This is a genomic window from Rhodococcus opacus B4, assembly GCF_000010805.1.
In the GTDB taxonomy this organism is placed as follows: domain Bacteria; phylum Actinomycetota; class Actinomycetes; order Mycobacteriales; family Mycobacteriaceae; genus Rhodococcus_F; species Rhodococcus_F opacus_C.
In genome coordinates this window covers 4575005-4597583 of the sequence record NC_012522.1, presented here as the reverse complement: position 1 = coordinate 4597583, position 22579 = coordinate 4575005, and the positions used below count along the sequence as shown (strand labels likewise).

At 67.5% G+C, this 22579-nt stretch carries 21 protein-coding genes, 1 tRNA gene and 1 rRNA gene; 3 read left to right on the top strand and 20 right to left on the bottom strand.

The genetic code is table 11. The features are described from left to right. Window positions 1-63: 63 nt before the first annotated feature. From ROP_RS21140 to ROP_RS21100, 9 genes are all read right to left on the bottom strand, one after another. A 16S ribosomal RNA gene (locus ROP_RS21140) occupies window positions 64-1582 on the bottom strand. Window positions 1583-2113: 531 nt separating this feature from the next. Then, entirely contained in the window at window positions 2114-2311 is a 198-nt protein-coding gene (locus ROP_RS21135) for a hypothetical protein (protein WP_012691442.1), read from the bottom strand. A 48-nt stretch (window positions 2312-2359) separates the two neighbouring features. After that, a complete protein-coding gene (locus tag ROP_RS44855; protein WP_005248443.1) occupies window positions 2360-2482 on the bottom strand; it encodes a hypothetical protein in 123 nt (40 codons plus the stop codon). A 42-nt stretch (window positions 2483-2524) separates the two neighbouring features. After that, window positions 2525-2962 carry a DUF2752 domain-containing protein gene (locus ROP_RS21125; protein ID WP_012691441.1) on the bottom strand — a complete coding sequence of 146 codons (438 nt, stop codon included), beginning with the start codon at window positions 2960-2962 and terminating at the stop codon, window positions 2525-2527. A gap of 98 nt (window positions 2963-3060) precedes the next feature. Next, window positions 3061-3133 (bottom strand) — tRNA-Thr (locus tag ROP_RS21120). 31 nt (window positions 3134-3164) lie between these two features. Beyond that, a complete protein-coding gene (locus ROP_RS21115) occupies window positions 3165-4379 on the bottom strand; it encodes a DNA polymerase III subunit delta' (RefSeq protein WP_012691440.1) in 1215 nt (404 codons plus the stop codon). A 52-nt stretch (window positions 4380-4431) separates the two neighbouring features. After that, a complete protein-coding gene (gene topA / locus ROP_RS21110; RefSeq protein ID WP_012691439.1) occupies window positions 4432-7353 on the bottom strand; it encodes a type I DNA topoisomerase in 2922 nt (973 codons plus the stop codon). Window positions 7354-7490: 137 nt separating this feature from the next. After that, complete coding sequence (locus ROP_RS21105; protein ID WP_012691438.1) at window positions 7491-8075, bottom strand: hypothetical protein; 585 nt, start codon at window positions 8073-8075, stop codon at window positions 7491-7493. A 141-nt stretch (window positions 8076-8216) separates the two neighbouring features. Beyond that, entirely contained in the window at window positions 8217-8420 is a 204-nt protein-coding gene (locus ROP_RS21100) for a cold-shock protein (RefSeq protein ID WP_005248460.1), read from the bottom strand. Between the two features lie 396 nt (window positions 8421-8816). On the opposite strand from ROP_RS21100, the gene ROP_RS21095 reads away from it, so the two are divergent. Beyond that, entirely contained in the window at window positions 8817-11180 is a 2364-nt protein-coding gene (locus tag ROP_RS21095) for a DEAD/DEAH box helicase (RefSeq protein ID WP_012691437.1), read from the top strand. A 17-nt stretch (window positions 11181-11197) separates the two neighbouring features. On the opposite strand, the gene ROP_RS21090 is transcribed toward ROP_RS21095, so the two are convergent. After that, window positions 11198-11980, bottom strand: coding sequence for a 3-oxoadipate--succinyl-CoA transferase subunit B (locus tag ROP_RS21090; protein WP_012691436.1), 783 nt, complete (start codon window positions 11978-11980; stop codon window positions 11198-11200). Next, entirely contained in the window at window positions 11977-12891 is a 915-nt protein-coding gene (locus tag ROP_RS21085) for a CoA transferase subunit A (RefSeq protein WP_012691435.1), read from the bottom strand. Before ROP_RS21085 ends, ROP_RS21090 begins: the two co-directional genes overlap by 4 nt. Window positions 12892-13007: 116 nt before the next feature. On the opposite strand from ROP_RS21085, the gene ROP_RS21080 reads away from it, so the two are divergent. Then, window positions 13008-13904, top strand: coding sequence for a LysR family transcriptional regulator (locus tag ROP_RS21080; RefSeq protein ID WP_012691434.1), 897 nt, complete (start codon window positions 13008-13010; stop codon window positions 13902-13904). Between the two features lie 10 nt (window positions 13905-13914). Here the strand turns inward: ROP_RS21080 and ROP_RS21075 are convergent, their stop codons facing one another. The 8 genes from ROP_RS21075 to ssd all read right to left on the bottom strand — a co-directional run bounded on the left by ROP_RS21075 (window position 13915) and on the right by ssd (window position 20169). Beyond that, entirely contained in the window at window positions 13915-15324 is a 1410-nt protein-coding gene (locus tag ROP_RS21075) for an MFS transporter (RefSeq protein WP_012691433.1), read from the bottom strand. 188 nt (window positions 15325-15512) lie between these two features. Beyond that, window positions 15513-15869: an Rv3654c family TadE-like protein gene (locus tag ROP_RS21070; RefSeq protein WP_012691432.1), complete on the bottom strand. Its 357-nt coding sequence runs from the start codon at window positions 15867-15869 to the stop codon at window positions 15513-15515. Then, window positions 15866-16240 (bottom strand): TadE family type IV pilus minor pilin, encoded by a 375-nt coding sequence (locus tag ROP_RS21065; protein WP_043825095.1) that lies wholly within the window; start codon window positions 16238-16240, stop codon window positions 15866-15868. Before ROP_RS21065 ends, ROP_RS21070 begins: the two co-directional genes overlap by 4 nt. Further along, window positions 16240-16458, bottom strand: a complete 219-nt coding sequence (locus tag ROP_RS21060; protein WP_012691430.1) for a DUF4244 domain-containing protein — start codon at window positions 16456-16458, stop codon at window positions 16240-16242. The genes ROP_RS21065 and ROP_RS21060 overlap by 1 nt, the downstream gene beginning before the upstream one ends. 57 nt (window positions 16459-16515) lie before the next feature. Then, on the bottom strand, window positions 16516-17103 hold the full coding sequence (locus ROP_RS21055) for a type II secretion system F family protein (RefSeq protein WP_043825093.1): 588 nt from the start codon (window positions 17101-17103) through the stop codon (window positions 16516-16518). Then, entirely contained in the window at window positions 17100-17891 is a 792-nt protein-coding gene (locus ROP_RS21050; protein WP_012691428.1) for a type II secretion system F family protein, read from the bottom strand. Before ROP_RS21050 ends, ROP_RS21055 begins: the two co-directional genes overlap by 4 nt. Beyond that, window positions 17888-19087 carry a TadA family conjugal transfer-associated ATPase gene (locus ROP_RS21045; RefSeq protein ID WP_012691427.1) on the bottom strand — a complete coding sequence of 400 codons (1200 nt, stop codon included), beginning with the start codon at window positions 19085-19087 and terminating at the stop codon, window positions 17888-17890. Before ROP_RS21045 ends, ROP_RS21050 begins: the two co-directional genes overlap by 4 nt. Further along, window positions 19084-20169, bottom strand: a complete 1086-nt coding sequence (gene ssd, locus ROP_RS21040; protein WP_012691426.1) for a septum site-determining protein Ssd — start codon at window positions 20167-20169, stop codon at window positions 19084-19086. The genes ROP_RS21045 and ssd overlap by 4 nt, the downstream gene beginning before the upstream one ends. A gap of 383 nt (window positions 20170-20552) precedes the next feature. Between ssd and ROP_RS21035 the strand changes: the two genes are divergently transcribed. Continuing rightward, window positions 20553-21389 carry an HAD-IB family hydrolase gene (locus tag ROP_RS21035; protein WP_012691425.1) on the top strand — a complete coding sequence of 279 codons (837 nt, stop codon included), beginning with the start codon at window positions 20553-20555 and terminating at the stop codon, window positions 21387-21389. Window positions 21390-21803: 414 nt separating this feature from the next. On the opposite strand, the gene ROP_RS21030 is transcribed toward ROP_RS21035, so the two are convergent. After that, a complete protein-coding gene (locus ROP_RS21030; RefSeq protein WP_012691424.1) occupies window positions 21804-22553 on the bottom strand; it encodes a hypothetical protein in 750 nt (249 codons plus the stop codon). Window positions 22554-22579: the final 26 nt, after the last annotated feature.

Below are 22579 nucleotides of genomic sequence, written 5' to 3'. Positions count from 1 at the left end.
AGTCTCTGCCAGAACATCATCCACTGACTGTTCAGTGGTGCACGTCTGGAGAATGCTCCTTAGAAAGGAGGTGATCCAGCCGCACCTTCCGGTACGGCTACCTTGTTACGACTTCGTCCCAATCGCCGATCCCACCTTCGACGGCTCCCTCCCACGAGGGGTTAGGCCACCGGCTTCGGGTGTTACCGACTTTCATGACGTGACGGGCGGTGTGTACAAGGCCCGGGAACGTATTCACCGCAGCGTTGCTGATCTGCGATTACTAGCGACTCCGACTTCACGGGGTCGAGTTGCAGACCCCGATCCGAACTGAGACCGGCTTTAAGGGATTCGCTCCACCTCACGGTATCGCAGCCCTCTGTACCGGCCATTGTAGCATGTGTGAAGCCCTGGACATAAGGGGCATGATGACTTGACGTCGTCCCCACCTTCCTCCGAGTTGACCCCGGCAGTCTCTTACGAGTCCCCACCATTACGTGCTGGCAACATAAGACAAGGGTTGCGCTCGTTGCGGGACTTAACCCAACATCTCACGACACGAGCTGACGACAGCCATGCACCACCTGTATACCGACCACAAGGGGGGCCACATCTCTGCAGCTTTCCGGTATATGTCAAACCCAGGTAAGGTTCTTCGCGTTGCATCGAATTAATCCACATGCTCCGCCGCTTGTGCGGGCCCCCGTCAATTCCTTTGAGTTTTAGCCTTGCGGCCGTACTCCCCAGGCGGGGCGCTTAATGCGTTAGCTACGGCACGGATCCCGTGGAAGGAAACCCACACCTAGCGCCCACCGTTTACGGCGTGGACTACCAGGGTATCTAATCCTGTTCGCTACCCACGCTTTCGCTCCTCAGCGTCAGTTACTGCCCAGAGACCCGCCTTCGCCACCGGTGTTCCTCCTGATATCTGCGCATTTCACCGCTACACCAGGAATTCCAGTCTCCCCTGCAGTACTCAAGTCTGCCCGTATCGCCTGCAAGCTCGAGGTTGAGCCTCGAGTTTTCACAGACGACGCGACAAACCGCCTACGAGCTCTTTACGCCCAGTAATTCCGGACAACGCTTGCACCCTACGTATTACCGCGGCTGCTGGCACGTAGTTGGCCGGTGCTTCTTCTGCAGGTACCGTCACTTTCGCTTCGTCCCTGCTGAAAGAGGTTTACAACCCGAAGGCCGTCATCCCTCACGCGGCGTCGCTGCATCAGGCTTTCGCCCATTGTGCAATATTCCCCACTGCTGCCTCCCGTAGGAGTCTGGGCCGTGTCTCAGTCCCAGTGTGGCCGGTCACCCTCTCAGGTCGGCTACCCGTCGTCGCCTTGGTAGGCCATTACCCCACCAACAAGCTGATAGGCCGCGGGCCCATCCTGCACCAGTAAACCTTTCCACCAACGGCCATGCAGCCGAAGGTCATATCCGGTATTAGACCCAGTTTCCCAGGCTTATCCCGAAGTGCAGGGCAGATCACCCACGTGTTACTCACCCGTTCGCCGCTCGTGTACCCCGAAGGGCCTTACCGCTCGACTTGCATGTGTTAAGCACGCCGCCAGCGTTCGTCCTGAGCCAGGATCAAACTCTCCGTTGAAGACTCTAGAAAGAGGCGAACCTCAATCAGTCATAGACATCGAGTCAAATCACTAGCGATCAAAAACTCAAACTAGCTATCAAACACTGACCCCCCACCGACGGAAGAAGGAGGGAAGCCAGCAAAAATACCCACACCACACGCCAACCAAACCCCAAGAGGCGGTTGAACATTCGTGATGCGGAGTACCAAAAACATTTGGCACTGACATTCATCGACACACTGTTGAGTTCTCAAAGAACACGCGCACACCATCACTTCCGGCTCACTCGCCGGCCGCTCCGGGGCAACCGTTCCATCTTATCCTACCAGCTTCACCGGCGCAAGCCATGATGCTGATCAAGATCAAACCGGGATCGAAGCACCACCATACACGGTGATGAACTTCCGATTTACCAGGCGCCTTCGTCCAACCTCGTGTCCCCCGCCTTCCGGCCGGGGTCGGTGTCCGTGTCGCTCTGACCTGGAATAAGTTACGCGAAGGGAAACACGAACACCAAATCGCCAGGTCAACGCCGCTGAACCGCCGTTTCAGGGCACCCAGTACTTGGCTGCGAGCTCCTCGATCACCAGATCGCCCTCCGATGCTTGTTCCAACGCCGCGAGGTCGGAGTCGATGGAAACCAATCGTGGGTCGTCCCCCTCCGCCTCCTGGACCGGGTGCCCCCCGTCCTCGGCCAGCTGACGCAACAGCTTCTCGCGCACCCGGTCCTTCAGCGAATCGCTCATATCGAAATCATGGTCGTGCGGCGATGGGTTGTCGAGAGTGCAACACGATCACTCCTCGGTCTCGTCCGGCGCCTTCACGTTGTCGCTCTTGCCGAAGACTCGCAGCGCGGTCGGAATGAGGACGATCAGCGCGCCCAGGATCGCGATCAACGAAAAGACCTGCATTGCCATCTGTGAACCGACTCTCTGTTTCGTGCCCGCGGCGACCAGGTGTCAGGCCGGCGCGAGCCAGCTTCCCCAAGATGTGTTCCTGGTGACGGTAAACGCCACAAGGAAAATGAGCACACCCACTGTCACTCGCGGTCCCACCACGAAGATGCGAGCGCTTCGTCCTTGCCAGCGCCGACGTACCCATCCGATCCAGGCGAGAACCATCACCGCGATAAACGGGACGATCAGAACGTTGCCGGCGACAGCCGCGCCGAGATCGAGATTGGTCAGGTCGTGCACCGCCCGCAGCCCTCCGCAGGCCGGGCACCACCACCCGGTCAGCGCGTAGACGGGGCAGAAACCGTACGAACCCGGCTGATGTGGATCCCGGAAGTGGAGAATCGCTGCCGCGACCACGGCGCCGGCCGCGACAGCGGCAGGTGCTCCGAGTGCGCGCAGACCGCTTGTCCGCGTCGCCGGAGTTCCACTCTGCGTGTCCACCCGTCCAGTCTTCCCGATTCTTGCGGTTTCCGGTGGATCGGACCCCGGAGACGACTCTGGCCCTTCCCGACTGATCGGGAAGGGCCAGAGGACCGCTGAGCTGCCTGAGAGAATCGAACTCTCGACCTTTTCATTACGAGTGAAATGCTCTACCGACTGAGCTAAGGCAGCGGTGCCTTTCGGCGGTGGCGAGTCTAGCGCCTCAACCCCGAGTATGCGAAAACGGCTCCCTGAACGCGTCGCCGAGACTGGCCACCATGGCGTCGACAGCCCACTGAGGCTTGACGTTGACAGCGATCGCCTCGCGGCACTCGAGAACGGCTTCGATGCACTTCAGAAGGCCTTCCGGGGTTGTTCGCGACGCGAGGTCGGCGGCCCGATCAGCCATGTCCGGGTGGTTCGCGGCGGCGGTCGACTTCCACGCGACGGCGAGCGCGTCGCGATAGAGACCGGCCAGATCGATCAGTGCGCGGTCGAGTGCGTCGCGACCCGTGCGGGTGGCCCGGGACTTCTGGCGCTTCTCGAGATCCTTCAGCACACCCGCCGAACCGCGCAGGGCTCCGGCCGCACCCTTACCGGTACCGCCCGCACCCAGAGCGGTGCGCAACTCTTCGGTCTCCTGCTCGTCCCGGGCCGCGCTCATCTCCTTCGCCTCCGCGTCGGCGGAACGCACCAGTTCCTCCGCCGCGGCGAACGCGGTGGCGGGTCGCAGCGCCGCGACCGCCAGGTCCAGCGCGTCCTTCCGGCGAACCTTGGCGTTCAGATCCGTCGCGAGACGGCGAGCGCGCCCCACGTGGCCACCGCTGATCGAAGCAGCCAGTTGCGCGGCTTCGGGGTCCAGGCCGTCCCGCTCGCGCAGGACCTTGGCGATGGAGTCGGCGGACGGCGTCACGAGATGGATGTGGCGGCAGCGCGACCGAAGAGTCACGGAAATGTCCTGCGGGTCGACGGACGGCGCACACAGCAGGAACACGGTGCGGTCCGGTGGCTCCTCGACCACTTTCAGGAGCGCGTTGGCCGCGCCCTCGGTGAGCCGGTCCGCGTCCTCGACGACGACGATCTGCCAGCGCCCGGTACTCGGCCGGCGGGCGGCGGTCTGCACGGTGGCGCGCATCTCCTTGACGCTGATGCTCAGGCCCTCGGGGACGACCTGCCGGACGTCGCCGTGGGTGCCGGCCATCGCGGTGGTGCAGGCGTGGCAGACGCCGCAACCGGGTGTGCCTTCGCTCGTGCACTGCAGGGCGGCGGCGAAACACTGCGCGGCCACCGACCTTCCCGATCCGGGCGGGCCGGTGAACAGCCACGAGTGCGTCATCGAGGAGCCCATCTCGCCGACTCCACGACGAGCGGCAGTCGCCGCGGCCGTCAGCTCGGACTCGACGTCCTCCTGGCCCACCAACCGGTCGAATACCGTCACCGCGCCAGCCTAACCGGCACGTGCGACATCCCTGCCGGCCCGAGGTGCCGGCTCACGCCTTCTTGTCCGCGGCCTTCTTCGAGGCGGCCTTCTTGGCCGGTGCCTTCTTGGCGGCGGTCTTCTTCGCAGCCTTCTTGGCGGGCGCCTTCTTGGCCGCGGCCTTCTTCTTGACGGGGCCGCGGGCACGCCGGTCCGCGAGCAGTTCCGAGGCGCGAGCGTCGGTGATGGACTCCACCTCGTCACCCTTGCGGAGGCTGGCGTTGGTTTCACCGTCGGTCACGTACGGGCCGAACCGGCCATCCTTGATCACCATCGGCTTCTCGCTGACCGAGTCGACGCCCAGCTCACGCAGCGGCGGGGTGGCGGCGGCCTGACGTCCGCGGCGTTTGGGCTCCGCGTAGATCTTCAGCGCCTCGTCGAGGGTCACCGTGAACATCTGGTCCTCGGTGGCGAGGGACCGCGAGTCCGTGCCCTTCTTCAGGTACGGGCCGTAGCGGCCGTTCTGCGCGGTGATCTCTTCCTTCGACTCGGGATCGACACCCACCACACGCGGCAGCGACAGCAGCTTGAGGGCGTCGTCGAGCGTCACCGTCGCCAGGTCCATGGACTTGAGCAGCGAGCCCGTCCGCGGCTTCGGGCCGGTGGCCTTCTTCGCCGCCTTCTTCGCGGGCGCCTTCTTGGCGGCAGCGGTCTTCGTCTTGGTCGTCCCGTCGCCCGATTCGTCAGTCACCGGCACCACGGCCGGTTCGGGCTCCGGTTCCGGCTCGGGCAGGATCTCGGTGACGTACGGGCCGAAGCGGCCCTCCTTCGCGACGATCTCGTGCCCGGTCAGCGGGTCGACGCCCAGCTTGCGACCCTCCTGCGGCGTCGAGAACAGCTTCTCCGCGTACTCCGGTGTCAGCTCGTCCGGCGGAAGGTCGTCGGGCAGGTTGGCGCGCTGCGAGATCAGGTCGCCCTCGGGGTCGTCCGGGTTCTGGACCATCCGTTCGAGGTACGGCCCGAACCGACCGACGCGGACGTGCACTTCCCGTCCCTCGGCGTCGTCGAACAGCCTGATCGAGTTGACCTCGCGGGCGTCGATCTCCTCGAGGTTGACGCCGACCATCTTCTTCAGGCCGCCCTCACGGGCCACCGAACCCTCGGCTCCGTGATCGCCGCCGAAGTAGAAACTGCTGAGCCAGTTGCCGCGCTGTTCGCGGCCACCGGCGATCGCGTCGAGGTCGTCTTCCATACCGGCGGTGAAGTCGAAGTCGACCAACCGTCCGAAGTGCATCTCGAGAAGGCCGATGACGGCGAACGCCACCCAGGACGGGACCAGCGCGCTGCCGCGCTTGTAGACGTATCCGCGATCGAGGATGGTCTTGATGATCGACGAATACGTGGACGGGCGGCCGATGCCCAGCTCTTCGAGGGTCTTGATCAGGCTCGCCTCGGTGTAACGAGCAGGCGGGTTGGTGGTGTGGCCGTCGGGATCGAGTTTGGTGGCGGTGACCGCCTGGCCCTCGACGAGCACGGGCAGACGCGACTCGGCGTCGTCGGACTGGCCGCCGGCCTCCTCGTCGACGCTCTCCACGTAGGCCTTCAGGAAGCCCGCGAACGTGATGGTGCGGCCCGACGACGAGAAGGTGCACTCCTCGCCGGTGCCCGCGGTTCCGGTGATCCGCAGGGTCAGCGTCGTGCCCCGCGCGTCGGCCATCTGCGACGCCACGGTGCGCTGCCAGATCAGCTCGTACAGACGGAACTCGTCGGTGTCGAGACGCGAATGCAACTGGCCGGGGGTCTGGAACACATCGCCGGCGGGGCGGATGGCCTCGTGCGCCTCCTGCGCGTTCTTGACCTTGCGTGTGTACTGCCGGGGCGTGTCGTGCACGTATTCGGCCCCGTACAACTCGGTGGCCTGCGCCCGGGCGGCAGCGATCGCCGAGGACGACAGCGTCGTCGAGTCGGTACGCATGTAGGTGATGTAGCCGTTCTCGTACAGCCGCTGCGCGATGCGCATGGTCCGCTCGGACGTGAACCGCAGCTTGCGGCCCGCCTCCTGCTGCAGCGTCGACGTCATGAACGGTGCGTAGGGCTTGCGGGTGTACGGCTTGCTCTCCGCGGAGGAGACGGTGAGATCGACACCGGCGAGGGACTCGGCCAGACGCTGCGCGCGAGCCTCGTCGAGAACCGTGACCGTGCTGGTCTTCAGCTGACCGTCCGAACCGAAGTCGCGACCGGTGGCCACCCGCGAGCCGTCGACGCTCACCAGACGCGCGCCGAAACTGCGGGGGCTGGCGTCGGCGCCGGCGTCCAGGGTGGCCGAGATGTCCCAGTACGACGCCGAGCGGAACGCCATCCGCTCGCGTTCCCGCTGCACGATGACGCGGGTCGCGACGGACTGCACGCGGCCCGCCGACAACCTCGGCATGACCTTCTTCCACAGCACGGGGCTGACCTCGTAGCCGTACAGACGGTCGAGGATGCGTCGGGTCTCCTGCGCGTCCACCAGGTCGTTGTCGAGCTCGCGGGTGTCTTCGGCCGCGGCGCGAATGGCCGGCTCGGTGATCTCGTGGAAGACCATCCGGCGAACCGGGATCTTCGGCTTGAGCGTCTCGAGGAGGTGCCAGGCGATCGCTTCGCCCTCGCGGTCGGGGTCGGTGGCGAGGAAGAGTTCGTCGGCATCCTTGAGCAGGCTCTTCAGCTCCGTGACCTTGGACTTCTTCTCCGGACTGACCACGTAGAGCGGTTCGAAATCCTGGTCGACGTTGACGCCGAGCCGCGCCCACGACTCACCCTTGTACTTGGCCGGGACGTCGGCCGCTCCTCGCGGAAGGTCGCGGATGTGGCCGACCGATGCCTCGACGACATAGTTCTTCCCGAGGTACGGAGCGATCTTGCGGGCCTTGGTCGGCGACTCGACGATCACGAGGCGGCGAGGCTGGCCGGACGCTCCCGCCGCACCCTGTGCACTGCCGTTGTCCCCTTTAGCCACCTGAAGCCCGAGCCTTCCTGAAGTCGATCGCTGCCACTCGACAGTTGTGCAGACAAACCCTTTTATACCCGGTTCGCCTATTACTAGAGTGACATACCCGGAACCCATCCTCGCAGATCAGTACCGTCTACGCGGCTCTACACGTGGGGCCAACCGGTACGGTCGTCCACATTTCCGGGAGCCTCGCCGATGCTCTCGACGAGTCTGCCGAGCCTACGCCGGCCCGAGATCCGGAGCCCCGGACCGGACCCACGGGTGCCGATCAGCGTCGGCGCGATGCCGGCCCGCATCAACGCCTGCGCCAACGGCGCGTGGGTATCCGGGGCGTGCGGATCGAGTCCGAGGACGAACCGTTCGCCCTCCGCTTCGCCCCTGCCCGACGCCAGCGCCCACACCCTCAGCTGACGCCCCGACGGCACCCATCCTGAGGGCACCGCCTTGACCGCTCCCCTCGTCCACTGGTCCGCGAGAGGCCGCAGGTCGACGACTGACGCAGTGCGGACGAGGGGGCTGCCTTCGTCGCTGCGCGTGATCTCGACCTCGAGTCCGGCCTGCGCGATCAGCTCCGCGATCGCCTCCGCCCGCCACTGCGCGTCGACCACGATCGAGATGCGCGCCCGCCCTCCGGACGTGACCACCTGGCCCGTCGCCGCGAGGAGGCCGCACAGATCGGTGACTGCCGGCGGCATCGCCTCCGCGGAGAAGAAGGAGAGCTGGCTCACTGAAGTACCCCCTTTTGCCACGGCACCGTTGCCGTGAAAACGACTCGTCCCCCACCGCCTCAGGCGATGGGGGACGAATCAGACGCGGCCACGAGGACCCCGTCTATCTGATTTACGTGTTCACGAAGGTGAACGGCAGAATCAGACTGCGCGAACGCCGGTTGCCTGGGGACCCTTGGTGCCCTGGCCGACCTCGAACTCCACGCGCTGGTTCTCCTCGAGGGTGCGGAAGCCGCTGCCCTGGATCTCGGAGTAGTGAACGAAGACGTCAGCGGAGCCGTCCTCGGGTGCGATGAAGCCGAAGCCCTTTTCCGCGTTGAACCACTTCACAGTGCCCTGTGCCATGCTTTTCCTTCTCTTTCTAACCACCGGATTCGGCGGACAGCACATACAGTCCGCCGGGCCGGTTCCGACCGCTGTACTTCTAGATTTCCCCCTCAGGAAAAGCAGAGCACCGCGTTCGCAACATCGATCCTGCGAACGTTCACTCTTTCAAGCCTACGAACACAGAAGCTGCGACCAGTTGTAGTCAACCATGAACTCCGGGAACGCAACAGTCGAAATCCTAACAATTCACACAAAAAGTTGATCTTGTAGCGAACAGCCGCGGAACTGCGCATTAGCGACGGCGCCGCGACACCCCGGGCGATCGACCCGAGGGGGCACTCGTTATCATCAAATGCGCAGGTCGTGGCGGTGTGGAAGCTACTCGCCCGTCCCTACGACAGCCCGGAGACTTCAGTGAGCACACCGTTTTCACCACGTGACGACAGTGGAAATGCGGGCGAAACATACGGCCGAACACTGCTGAACCGAGTCCTCGAGGGTGTTCCCCGGGACGAAGACCCGCTCACTTTCGCGGCAGAAATGCCCGCGCGGACTTCCCAGCTGTCGGAATGGCCCGCCTGGGCGCACCCGAGCGTCGTCCGGGCCATGCAGGAGAACGGGATCGCCCGTCCGTGGACCCACCAGGCCGCCGCCGCCGACCTGGCGCATCACGGCACGAACGTCGTGGTGTCCACCGGCACCGCTTCGGGGAAATCCCTCGCGTACCAGCTTCCGGTACTCACCACTCTGGCAACGGATCCGCGAGCGACCGCGCTCTACCTCTCGCCGACCAAGGCGCTGGGAGCCGACCAGCTCCGGGCGGTGACGGCACTCGTCGACTCCGAGATCCTGGACGCCGGGGACGACCTGAGCAGTGCGTGCCCGTGCGTGTTCGACGGCGACACCCCGCTCGAGGTACGGCACTGGGCCCGGGAGAACTCGCGGTGGCTCTTCACGAACCCAGACATGCTGCACATCTCGCTCCTCCGCACTCATCAGCGATGGGCGCACTTCTTCCGCAACCTGACCTACGTGGTGATCGACGAATGCCACTCCTACCGTGGCGTCTTCGGCTCGAATGTCGCGCTCGTGCTGCGGCGGCTCCGGCGCATCGCGGCGCGCTACGGCGCCGACCCCGTCTTCGTCCTCGCGTCCGCCACCACAGCCGACCCCGGGGCCGCGGCGTCGAGACTGATCGGGGCACCCTGCGCAGAGATCGTGGAAGACGGTTCGCCGCACGGTCCCCGGACCGTCGCACTGTGGGAACCCCCGCTCATGCGGGAGGTCACCGGGGAGAACGGAAGCCCCGTCCGGCGGCCCGCCGGGTCCGAGGCCGCGCGCATCATGGCCGATCTGATGGTCGAAGGCGCCCGCACGCTGACCTTCGTGCGCTCCCGCCGGGGCGCCGAACTGACCGCGATGGCGACCAAACGCCTACTCGGGGAAATCGATCCCGACCTCGCGTCGCGCGTCGCGTCGTACCGGGCCGGTTACCTCGCCGAGGACCGGCGCGAACTCGAGACCGCCCTCGCCGACGGCACGCTGCTGGGGGCGGCGACGACGAATGCGCTGGAACTGGGCGTCGACATCGCCGGCCTCGACGCCGTCGTGGTCGCCGGGTTCCCCGGGACGGTGGCGTCGTTCTGGCAGCAGGGCGGACGGTCCGGCCGGCGCGGCGAAGGCTCTCTCGTCGTGCTGGTCGCGCGGGACGACCCGCTCGACACGTACCTCGTCCATCATCCGTCCGCGCTACTCGACAAGCCCGTCGAGGCCACCGTCACCGATCCGAGCAATCCGTACGTCCTCGGCCCGCAGTTGCTCTGCGCAGCAATGGAACTACCACTGTCCGACGCAGAAGCCGAAGCGTTCGGGGCGCTCGACGTGCTCGCGAAGCTGTCGGAGCAGGGCCTGATCCGCCGTCGTGCACACGGCTGGTTCGTCACCGCCGGCACAAATCCTCATGGCGCAGTGGATATCCGGGGTGGAATCGGAACCCAGGTGGCGATTGTGGTGTCCGAATCCGGACGCATGCTCGGCACCGTCGACACCGGCCGCGCTCCGGCCACCGCCCACCCCGGCGCCGTGCACATCCATCAGGGTGAGTCGTACGTCGTCGACGAACTCGACCTCGACCAGGGCCTCGCCCTCGTCCACGCGGAGGATCCCGACTGGACGACGTCGGCCCGCGAGACCACCGAGATCACCGTCACCTCGGTGCTCGAGCAGAAGCAGTTCGGCGACGTCGAGGTCGCGCTCGTCGAGGTCGAGGTGACCCATCAGGTGATCGGGTACCTGCGGCGACTGTCGTCCGGCGAGATCCTCGATGCCGTCGAACTGGACATGCCCAAGCACACCCTTCCCACCCGCGCGGTGATGTACACGGTCACCCCGGAACTTCTGCTGCAGGCGGGTGTTCCGGCGGAACGCGTGCCCGGGGCACTGCACGCCGCGGAGCATGCGGCGATCGGATTGCTGCCCCTCGTCGCGGTGTGCGATCGCGGCGACATCGGCGGCGTCTCGACGGCGTTGCACGCCGACACCGGACTTCCCACCGTGTTCGTCTACGACGGTCACGCCGGCGGCGCCGGATTCGCCGACCGGGGCCACGCCGAACTCACCCGCTGGCTCGGCGCGACCCGCGAAGCGATCCGATCGTGCGAGTGCACGTCCGGGTGCCCGTCCTGCGTGTATTCGCCGAAGTGCGGAAACGGCAACGATCCCCTCGACAAGGACGGGGCGATCCGGGTCCTCGGGGCGGTACTGGACACCCTCGGCTGAGCCGGCGACCGAGCCGCTCAGCGCAGATAAAACCGAACCTTGTCGATCACGTCGCGGAGCAGGTGAATCTCCTCACCGGTCGGCGGCGCGGTGACCGTCAGGTCGTCCGCGACCTTCAATTCCCAGCCGGTCTGCGCCCGCACGTCGTCGACGGTGACCCCCTCGTGCACACTGACCAGCTCCAGTTCGTCGAACGGGCCCTGCCGCGACAGCACGCCGAGGTTCGTGAATACCTTCGTCACCCCTCTGCCCCGGGGCATGATCCCGTCGCCCGCCGCGCGGGCCCGGACCGGACTCGGCGACGTGCAGAAGTCGAGTTCCGCGGGGAAGGCGCTCGGGTCGTGGCGTCGCATGACCACGAAGATCTCGCCGGCGTTGGGCATGATTTCCACGGCACCACCGGCACCGGGCAACCGTACCGTCGGCTTGTCCCAGTCTCCGATGATGCTGGTGTTGAGGCTGCCGTACCTGTCGATCTGGGCCGCGCCGAGAAACCCGACGTCGACGTTGCCGCCCTGCAGCACGTACCCGAACAACGCCGACATCGACACCACCGACTCTGCGCCAGACACGACCACCGAGTCGGCGATGCCCTCGGCCATCGCACCGGGATGTGCGCCGCACACACCCGATTCGTAGATCAGCTCCACATCCGGGTTGCTGGTCCGCTTGGCCAGGTCGACGGCGAGCGTCGGCAGGCCGACACCGGCGAAGACACGCCCCTTGCCTGCGAGTTCGCGGGCGGCGACGGACACGATGACCTCGGTCGCCGAGATCGCTCCGACTCGTGCTGTGGTCATTTTCTGCTCCCGTAGTCGACCGGTTCGGAAAATCGAGGTGCGACGGCGAGGTCGTCCCAGTAGTCGCCGCCGAGTTTGTCCAGGTACTCCTCGTGATTCGCGGTGCCGTGGACCCATTCCTTCAGCCACGCCTGCAGGAGTCCCGAGTCCTTGCTGATCGCGGTCCAGCGCCGATAGAACGCGCAGTCCCGGTCGTAGTAGCCCTGCACGTAGGAGGGGTGCGCCCCGCGCGGACAGACGACGACGGCGTCGACGGCGTGCGAGGGAATCAGCGTGCGGTTGGGGTCGGACCGGACGATCTCGTCGTCGACGATCTCCTCGACGACCACGATCGCCTTCCCCGCGGCGTAGACCGCCTCCTGCTGGACCCCGGAGATACCCCAGATCTGTACATTGCCGTGGCGGTCGGCACGCTGGGCGTGGACGATGGTGACGTCCGGGTTCAGCGGCGGAACGACGTAGACGGTGCCCTCCCCGTAGGGGTCCTCGACCAGCCGAATTCGGGGATTGAGCCGCGGAAGGTCGCTTCCTGCGTAGGACCGCAGCGGAAAGAACGGCAGACCGGCGGCGCCCGCCTGATAGCGGCAGACCATTCCGTAGTGGCTGTACTCCTCGACCTCGAGCGGCACCGGATCGTGACGCTCGATGCGGCGCCGCAACTCGTGCAGGGACCCGGCCGAGCCGCTCGCGAAGAACGAAGCCACGAGCTTGGAGACGCACCCCGCGGCCACGAGTTGATCCGACACGATGTCCGGCGTCATCCGGCACAGCGTGAGGTTCCGGCGCTGCTGCCGGATGATCTCGTGCGCAGCCGCGAACGAGATGAGATGCGAAAACCCTTCGAGACAGACGGTCATGCCGTCTTCGACGTACGTCTCGATGGCTTCCGCCATGCTGACCACTTTGCTCATTGCAATGCCCTTCTCCGGACCGGCCGGACGTCGCTTCGGGACCCTTCCCACCGGATTACCGCCGTCGCGCTCAATAGTGTTGACAGATCTTTTGCTCGAGCTGCAATAGTTCTGTCGTGGAAATTTCTCAGATCACTGCATTTCTCGCGGTCGCCGAGGAGTTGCACTTCGGCCGGGCCGCACAGCGCCTGCACTCGGCTCAGCCCCCGCTGAGCAGAACCATTCGGCAACTGGAGAAGCAGCTCGGGGCAACCCTGTTCGATCGGAACACCCGGAACGTCCGCCTCACCTCTGCCGGCGAGGCACTGCTCGGCCCGGCGCGCGAGATCCTGGACGCCTGCCGGCTGGCGGAGATCGCCGTCGCCGCCGCCGGGCGCGGCCAGGTCGGCCGGGTGCGTATCGGATTCTCCGGAGTCTCGTCCCATCTGCTCATCGGACGGTGGGCGAAACTCGTCCGCCACACTCACCCGGGAATCGAATTCGTCTTGCACAGTTCCGCTTTCGCGAGCGAAGCACTGAACAAGCTCCTCGACGGAACCCTCGACATCGGCCTGGCCCGGTGGATCTTCACCCCGCCGGGCATCGCGTCCCGCGTCATCCTCAACGAGGACTTCGTGGTGGCCGTGCCCGCCGACCACCCGCTCGCGGTCAGCGACGGCGTCCGGATCGCGGAGCTGGCGACCGAGCCCTGGGTGGCACTGCCCGCCGATCCCGGATCGGCGCTGCGGGACTCCCTGCAGAGGGCAGCCCACGATGCCGGTTTCACGCCCCGGATCGTGCAGAGCGCTCCGGACTCGATGGCGTTGATGGCGCTGGTGTCCGCGGAGGTCGGCTGCGCGCTGACCGTCTCTTCCGTCTCCGAGAACGTCAACAACCCGGATGTCGCGTTCCTCCCGCTGGTCGGAGGTCCCAGCCCCCTGCAGTTGCGGATGGCGTGGCGAGCGGACGACGACAGCGCCGCGTTGCGGGAAGTTCTCAGGCTGTCCGAGGAGGCGTTGCCCACCCCGAAGTGAACGGTTCCGGTCAGGTATGGGCTGTCGCACGCGCCTGCCCTGCACTCGGAGTGTCGTCGACCGCGTCGCCCCGCTCGATGTCGAGTTGCAGTTCGTCGGCGTCGGACTGCTCCGCCGTCGACAACCGGCGCGCGTCGAATCCGGTCCGGTTCAGCAACAGCAGCGTGCAGACCAGCGATACGGCGGCGTAGCCGGCAGACACGAAGGCGACACCGACGATGTTGCCGGACGAGTTGAGCATCCACTGCGCCAGCACCGGGGTGCCGCCGCCGACGATCAGCGAACACAGCTGGTAGGCCGCCGACAGGCCGCTGTAGCGAATGTTGGCCGGGAAGGCACGCGCAAGCACACCGGCGATGGCGCCGTAGAACATCGAGTGCGGAATCGTCGCGAGGCACATCATGACCACGGCGATGGCGAAGTTCTCGGTCCGGATCGCGAAGAACATCGCCGGCATCAGGACGAACTCGGGAATCACCATGATGCACATGGCTTTCCGCATATCCATCCGGGACACCAGGACGGCGCCGAACGGCTGCACGACGAACTGCACCACGAGGGCGATCGCGATGGCACCGAGGAACGTGCCGCGGTCGTAGCCGAGTTCGCTGGTGGCCCAGGACAACGCAAAGGTGTTCTTGAAATATGTCACCTGCGCCAGGGGCAGCGCGCCCGCGCCGAGGAGGACGAGGACCCAATGCTTGCGCAGCACCTCGCCGATCGGCAGTGCGACGGTCTTCTTCCGCTTCAGCACGGTCTTCATGGCGTCCGACTCTTCGAGTTTGAGACGTATGACCATGCCGACGATCACCAGGACCGCGGAGATCAGGAACGGGATGCGCCAGCCGTACAGCACGAATTCCGGGGTGGGCATCGCGGAGAGCAGGAAGAACGCCATCGTGGCCAGAAGGTTCCCGGCGGGCGACCCCTGCTGGGCGAAAGCCGAGTACAGAATCCCCTTCCCCTTGGGCGCGTTCTCACTGGCGATCAGGACGGCCCCGCCCCACTCGCCGCCCACGGCCACGCCCTGAACGACGCGAAGGAAGACCAGCGCGACGGGCGCCCACACCCCGATCTGCGCGTAGGAGGGCAGGAGGCCGATCCCGACCGTGGCGGTCCCCATCATCACGAGCGTGATGACCAGGGTGGTCTTCCGGCCGATCTTGTCGCCGAGATGCCCGAAGACGATGCCGCCGATCGGGCGGGCGAGGAACCCGGCCCACAGCGTGACGAACGCGAGCAGGGTGCCCATGCCCGCGGGCAGGGTGTCGGAGAAGAACACCTGACCGAAGACCAGGGCGGACGCGGTGCCGTAGATGTAGAAGTCGTACCACTCGATCGTGGTGCCGATGAACGAGGCGATGCCTGCTCTCCGCGCTTTCGTCTCGGCCTCGGTCCGCTTCGGTGGTGCCGTGGTCATGTAGTGCCCTCTCTCGCCAAGGGGAGTGGTGTGGATGAAAATCAGTTCGCTGCAGTGAGACTCGCATCACAGGATCGATGCCGTCCAATACTTCTCGAGCCCGGGATTATTACGGATCTGGTCATAATCCGGGAAACCTCGCGCACGCTGGAGCGATGGGCATCACCGGCACGGTCCCGCCGTCGACGTCACTCCGCGGGACCCGCCCTCGCCACCGCCCGGGCGTCCCGGACGCCCGGCACGGACAGGAGCACTCGCGCGGTGACCGCGACCTCCACGTCCCAGTCGTCGACCTCACAGGACACGACCTCCGTGCGCATCCGCCCCGCCACCTCCCGCGCCGCGGCGCACGCCGCGTCGGTGCCGCGGTCCAGACCGACGGCCGCGGCGAGGGCAGCCAGATCCGCCGCCGACTGGGCCCGGTGCCGCACCGCCACCGCCGAACCGACGTGCACCAGCATCGCCGTGACCACCACCAGGGCCGCGAGCGCACAACACGCCAGCACCGTCGCGGCGCCGCGGTCGTCGGAGATCCCCGAACTCACCGGCTTCCCCCACTCCACCCGGGCACCGTGGGTTCGAGTACTGCCACCGCCTCCGCGGAGATGTTCACGAGCGGAAGCAGGGGGCTGTGGGCCCGCACGGTCGCGACGACGAACTCCCCCTCGGTCCGGACCGACACCTCGGCGCCGCCCGGGGCCACTCTCTCCGCCGCGGAGATCGCCGACTCGTGATCTCCGCGGGCGGTGAGCCGGGCGGCCTCGCGTGCCGAATCGACACACCGGACGTGCAGCGTCACCGCGGTGATCGCACCGACACACAGCACGACCACCGCGACGATCGACGCGATCGCAATCGCCGCCTCCACCGTGACGCCGCCCGCCTCCGAACGGCGCAGGTTCTCGGCGGACCCCATCACACCGCGGTGTTCAGCGCTTTGTCGATGATGTTCGTCAACGCCGTGACGATGCTGTCGCCGGTGACCACCGAATACAGGACGGCCCCGAACGCCGCGGCCGCGATGGTGCCGATGGCGTACTCGGCGGTCGACATGCCGTCCTCGTCCGTCGCGAGCAGCGCCAGGTGTGCCGTCAGCGCCCGCACTGCCGCCAGAGACCGGATTCCGTGCTTCATGATGTTCCCCCTTCAAAGTGCCCGGCGCAGCGGTTCTGCGCCGGAAGCATCTGCGTGTCAAAGCAACCCGCCGTCCAGCACGCGCGAGGCCAGCCCGACGACGACCGGGATGATCCCGAGACAGATGAATGCCGGCAGGAAGCACAACCCGAGCGGACCGCTGATGAGCACGCCCGCTCGTTCGGCCGATGCCGAAGCCAGGTGCTCGACCTGGGTGCGGGCGTCGGCGGCGAGTTCCGTCATCGAACCGGCAAGGGACGAACCCGATGCCGCCGACCGCCGGGCCATCCGGGCGAGCGATTCGGTGGCCGGGTCCGACGCGGCCGCCTCCCACGCAGTCGCCGCGTCCGCGCCCAGGGCGAGCAGGTCCGCGGCGCGGCGGAGCGATTCCGACAGCGGCGCCGGCGCCGACCGCGCCACGGCCTGCGCCGCGGTCGCGACCGGCAACCCAGCGCGCAGGCACGCGGCGAGCAGGTCGAACGCAGCGGCGGTCGCGAGCGGGTCCTCGCGGCGCGTGGGACCGCCCGTCGTGTCCGCCGCATCGCCCGGTGCGCCGGTGTCGCCGCGCAGTCGCTGCACCGGCGATCTGGGTGCGGGGAAAACCAGCACGGCGCAGGCGAGGAGAAGTACCGCGCCCCACATCATCCCGTCACCCGTCCGGTGATCCGGTCGGTCCACAGCAGTCCCGCGCACACCAGCCCCGCCCCGAGCAGCAGCAGGATCCCGCCCACCCCGCCGCCGAACAGCACCGCCAGCGGGGACGCCCCCATCATCTGACCGAGACCGACACCCAGGAGCGGCAGCCCGGCCAGTACGGTCGCCGTCGCTCTCGCTCCGGCGAGAGACGCCTCGGTTCGCTGCCGGAAGCGACTGCGTCCCAACAGGTCCGCTCGCGCGGCCTCGAGCAGTTCCGCCAGCGCGAGACCGTGCGCGTCGGCCACCGCCCAGATGTCGGCGATCCGCCCCAACTCGGTGCCGACACCGGAGCCTGTGATCCGGAACCCGTCGGCGGCGGATCCCCCGAGCCGCGAGCGCGCCGACGCGGCGCGGAAGGCCGCCGACACGCTGCCTACCGATTCGTCGGCCGCCGTCTGACATGCCGCGGCGGGATGCGCGCCGACCCGAAGTTCCGCCGTCACCACCTCGAGGCCCGCCAGCACGACGCGCAGATCGGCGTCCTTCGCTTTCGCCGACCGACGCCGCAGCAACCTGAACCGTGCTGTCGTACAAACGATCACCGCCGCCAGCACCGCACAGGCCCCGCCCAGTTCGTACACGACCGGAGCGCAGGCGAGCGCCGCCGGAACCGTCCAGGGCAGACGCATCCGCCGCCGGGATCCTCCCCGACCGATCACTGCGAGCAAGCGGGGACGCGACCGTGCGGACGGCACCGCCAGTACCGCGCAGGCAAGCACCACCAGACCTGCGATCACGATTCCTCCCCGGCCGGAGCCGCCGGTTCCCGCCGAGAACACCAGTGGCGGAGCCGGTCCACCGCCGGCCCCTCCCCCGTGTCGTGACTCCAGGCCGGAACGATCGTGACGTGTCCGCGGTCGTCGCGAGTGACGGCACCGATCTGCGTCAGCCGCCTGACCCCGCTCGACGACCGGTGGACGTGCAGGATCACCTGGACGGCCGCGGCCAGCTGACTGTGCAGCGCCGCGCGGTCCATTCCGCCCAGTGCCGCAAGCGCTTCGAGCCGGGCAGGCACCTCCTCGGGCGAGTTGGCATGCACCGTGCCGGCGCCGCCGTCGTGACCCGTGTTGAGCGCCGTCAGCAAGTCGACCACCTCTGCGCCGCGCACCTCGCCCACGACGATCCGGTCGGGTCGCATGCGGAGGGACTGACGGACGAGATCCCGGACGGTCACCTCGCCCACGCCCTCGACGTTGGGCGCCCGCGCCACCAGCCGGACCACGTGCGGGTGCGTCGGCGCCAACTCCGCGGCGTCCTCCACACACACGATCCGTTCGGCCGGATCCACTGCACCCAGCAACGCGGCCAGCAGCGTGGTCTTTCCCGCCCCGGTGCCGCCGGTGACCAGGAAGGCGAGGCGGGCGTGCACGATCTTCACCAGCAGATCGTGGGCCGACCCGGTCACGGCCCCGCCGGCGACGAGCGCGCCGAGCCCCTGGGTGGCCGGGCGCAGCACCCGCAGCGACAGGCAGGTGCCGCCTTGCGCCACCGGAGCGAGGACGGCATGCAGCCGTACGCCGAAAGAGCCGTTCCCGACGTCGCGCAGCCGTCCGTCGACCCACGGCTGAGCGTCGTCGAGGCGGCGGCCGGCAGACAACGCGAGTCGCTGGGCGAGTCGGCGCACCGCCGCCTCGTCCGTGAACCGGACCGCGGCGCGTTCGAGTCCGCGGCCACGGTCCACCCACACCCGGTCCGGGGCCGTGACGAGGACGTCCGCGACACCGGGCTCGGTCAGCAGCGACTCGAGCGGGCCTGCGCCCGTGAGTTCGGTCATGAGCACCCGTAACGCACCGAGCAGGTCGGTGTCGCCGAGCACGCCGCCGGACTCGGCCCGGATGGCCGCGGCGACCGTCGCGGGTGTCGGCTCGCCGGACGTGTGTGCGAGGCGTTCGCGCACCCGGTCGAGAAGGTCGGGGGTGACGAGGGAACTCATGCCGCCCACTCCCGTGTCCGCGGCCTGCTGCCGACGGTGTCGAGGACCGCCTCGGCCGCGGCGCCGAGCGGGGAGCGCCGCCCCGGCCGCAGACCGCCGTGTTCGAGCATTCCGGTGATCGCCCGCTCGGCGCGCATCGACGCGATCAGCGGCAGGTCGAGGACCTCTGCCACGTCGGCGCCGCGAAGCCCGCCGGGTGCCGGGCCGCGGACCACGAGACCCTGATTGGGGTTCCGTTCGGTGATCCAGTGCGACACCTTTCCCGCGGCGATGCAGGCCCGGACGGTCGCGGGCACGACGAGAACCACGAGGTCGGCGAGTTCGACGACGGCCTCCGCGACCGGGCCGGGGAACCGCGACACGTCGCAGACGACCAGGTCGCCGGCATGACGCCCGGCGTCGGTGACGGCGCGGACCGCGGCCGCCGTCGGTCCCGCACCGTGCCCGGTCCTGCTGCAGGCGAGAACCCGCAGGTGCTCGCCGCGGGCGGGCAGCGCGTCCCGGAGCGCGGCCGAAGAGATCCGGCCGCCTTCGATCGACAGACCCGACCACCGCAGTCCGGGCACGTCCTCGATGCCCAGCAGCAGGTCGAGCCCGGATCCCCACGAGTCGGTGTCGAGCAGCAGCGTGGGCTGCGGCCGCGTCGCCGCGGTGAGGGCGGTCGCCGCCGCCAGGGTGGAGGCGCCCGCCCCGCCGCATCCGCCGACCACGGCGACGACGGTTCCGTCCGCTTCGGGGCGCTGGGGTTGCTCGCCGAGAACGGCGACCAGGGCCGACTCGTCGTCGGGCACGGCCAGCACGTGTTCGGCACCGACCGCGGTCGCGATCCGCCACTCGTCGATGCCCGGCGGCCCGTCGCACAGCAGCACGACCCGGCGCCGGCGCGGAAGCCGGTTGCGGCACGCGGCAGCGGCGCGCGCGTCGAGCACGACGATCGGCGCGCTGCCCCAGGAGTGCCTGGCGTCGGCTACCTCCGTCTCGTTCAACGTCCGGTCGGCCGCTGCCGCCACACGCCTGATGCTGTGCAACAGCGCCGCGTCGTCGACCAGAACCAGCACCTCGCCGCCGTCTCGTGCGTCCATGCAGAGAGCGTGCCCGCCGCCGGAGACCGCCGAAAGGGGCCTTTCTCGAACTGTGGACAACTTCGGGGCTGGGGATAAAAATTGGTACTACCGCACCAATTTTTCGGATGCAGAAAGCGGAGGACAGCCGACCGGCGACACACAGAGGACGACCCTCGCCAGGGGGGGAGGAGGCGAGGGTCGTCAGTGTTCAGCCCCGGGGGGTCGGGCTGAACATCGTCCGGATCAAATCCGGACATCAGCAATACTACACCTCCCCAGATCAGTATTTGCAAGTTCAACTGTTCAAATGTTTTACGGTGTCGGAGATACCGGACGCCCCTGTTCCGGGCGGTTGCACGGAACGCGCACCCCGGGGCGAAGTCCGCATATCCTTGGGCATTGTGACCGCGAAGCCACAGAGAAGTGCCAAGACAGGTCGACACACCGAGACGGGTCGGGTTGCCGCATTCTTCGACCTCGACAAGACGATCATCGCGAAATCGAGCACCCTCGCGTTCAGCAGACCGTTCTTCGACCAGGGCCTGATCAATCGACGGTCCGTCCTCAAGAGCAGTTACGCGCAGTTCCTGTTCCTACTGTCGGGCGCGGACCACGATCAGATGGAGCGGATGCGCGCCTACCTCACGAGCATGTGTGCGGGCTGGAACGTGGAGCAGGTGCGGTCCGTCGTCGCCGAGACCCTTCACGACATCGTTGACCCCCTGGTGTTCGCGGAGGCCGCCGACCTCATCGCGGATCACAAGCTACGGGGTCACGACGTCATCGTGGTCTCGGCGTCGGGCGAGGAGGTGGTGACGCCGATCGCCGAAGCACTCGGGGCGACACGCAGCATGGCCACCCGCATGGCGGTCGCGGACGGGCTCTACACGGGCGAGGTGGAGTTCTACTGCTACGGCGAGGGCAAGGTCGAGGCGATGCGGCAACTGGCCGAAAAATTCCACTACGACCTGTCGGCATGTTACGCCTACTCCGACTCCGTGACCGATCTGCCGATGCTGACCGCGGTCGGCCATCCGACGGCCGTCAACCCGGACCGGGCGCTCCGGAAGGCCGCGGCCGGAAATGGTTGGCCCATATTGACTTTCTCGAATCCAGTCTCCCTCCGGGCGCGCCTCCAGGCGCCGTCCGCCACGACCGTCGCGACCACCGCCGCAGTGAGTATCGGGGCCCTCGTGGCGGGCGCATTCACCTATGGAGTGTTGCGCCGCAAGCGCTGACCGCCGCAACCCGCGACACGGTCACAAACCTAATTTGATACTTGCTGTGAGGGGGGTCACGGGGTACAAAGGAGTTACGGAAGAACGGAAGGCCAAGGTCGACCCAGAAGAGAAGGATCGATCTCCCGACCAGGATTCCCAGCACGGGCACTAGGTACCCACGCGAAGCATAAGCCACTATAAGGGCAAAAGCGTTGTGGGCCTGCGAGACTCGAGTCTTCACCGGCAAGGACCCTGCACCGGTTGCAAGGACGACCCGATGATATTCGGACTCTCGCCGAGGCCACCCACACAACCCACCATTGCACGCTTGGTAACCGGTTGTCCGTGCTAACGGGCGGCGAAGTCGACACCAGTCGGCAGCGCCGCCCGTTTCACATGTTCGGGAACGTGTTGCAGCGCAACGGCTTCGAGTTAACTCGCCGCGGCTTCCGCGATCGACGTTGCCTCGCGGGCGCCCGCCTCCAGGGCACCGCAGCAGAGGACGACCCAGCTCCCGACCCCCTCCGGCTCGCCCGAGGCGAAGGCGGCGGCCCCGTTGCGGTACGCCTGCTGCCGGCGTAGCCAGCTGACCTCCGGAACTCCGAGATTGTGGGGATCGAGCCCGCTCGACACCGAGACCAGACGGGACGCGGCGCGTGCGACGATACCGTCGCCCACCCCGAACGGCCTCAGCGTCAACAATTCCCCGTGCACCACGGCCGCAAGCACCGGCGCGGGCGCGGCCGTCCCTCCGGTCACCAGCTGAGCCAGACCGTCCAGGCGCTCCGCGACGCCGGACCCTGCTCGCGGCCTGCCGAGCAATTCCTGATCCTCCACGAGGTCGGCCGCCGCCAGCAGATGCAGCCGGGCGAGGGCCTGGAGTGGCGCACGCTGCCAGGTGGACTGCAGAAGCGTGAGAGCGTCACCGTCGAGAGCCTGCCCGACGCGCAGGGCACCCGACAGAATGGGGTCGCCGGCCTCGCCGGGGGCGGGCAGTTCGGTGCTGCCCCCGTCCAGCGACGCGGAGGCGCGGGCCGCCCGGACCGCCGCCTCGGCCGCCGTGGTCGGCCAGCCGCGCCGGTTGGTCTTGTGGCGGTGAACCGCGCCGAGCGCGTCGCGCGCACGGTCCGCGGCTTCGCGGACACCGGGAAGGTCGACGAGGGGCTGCAACGGGTCGCTCACGTATCGGAACGCTACCCGGCGCCGCC

Excerpts from the sequence above, each read along its gene's own strand:
- ROP_RS21135 (WP_012691442.1), bottom strand. The coding sequence starts at position 2,311 with ATGAGCGATTCGCTGAAGGACCGGGTGCGCGAGAAGCTGTTGCGTCAG.
- ROP_RS44855 (WP_005248443.1), bottom strand. The coding sequence starts at position 2,482 with ATGGCAATGCAGGTCTTTTCGTTGATCGCGATCCTGGGCGCGCTGATC.
- ROP_RS21100 (WP_005248460.1), bottom strand. The coding sequence starts at position 8,420 with ATGGCACAGGGCACTGTGAAGTGGTTCAACGCGGAAAAGGGCTTCGGC.
- ROP_RS21090 (WP_012691436.1), bottom strand. The coding sequence starts at position 11,980 with ATGACCACAGCACGAGTCGGAGCGATCTCGGCGACCGAGGTCATCGTG.
- ROP_RS21085 (WP_012691435.1), bottom strand. The coding sequence starts at position 12,891 with ATGAGCAAAGTGGTCAGCATGGCGGAAGCCATCGAGACGTACGTCGAA.
- ROP_RS21075 (WP_012691433.1), bottom strand. The coding sequence starts at position 15,324 with ATGACCACGGCACCACCGAAGCGGACCGAGGCCGAGACGAAAGCGCGG.
- ROP_RS21065 (WP_043825095.1), bottom strand. The coding sequence starts at position 16,240 with ATGGGGTCCGCCGAGAACCTGCGCCGTTCGGAGGCGGGCGGCGTCACG.
- ROP_RS21060 (WP_012691430.1), bottom strand. The coding sequence starts at position 16,458 with ATGAAGCACGGAATCCGGTCTCTGGCGGCAGTGCGGGCGCTGACGGCA.
- ROP_RS21055 (WP_043825093.1), bottom strand. The coding sequence starts at position 17,103 with ATGATGTGGGGCGCGGTACTTCTCCTCGCCTGCGCCGTGCTGGTTTTC.
- ROP_RS21045 (WP_012691427.1), bottom strand. The coding sequence starts at position 19,087 with ATGAGTTCCCTCGTCACCCCCGACCTTCTCGACCGGGTGCGCGAACGC.
- ssd (WP_012691426.1), bottom strand. The coding sequence starts at position 20,169 with ATGGACGCACGAGACGGCGGCGAGGTGCTGGTTCTGGTCGACGACGCG.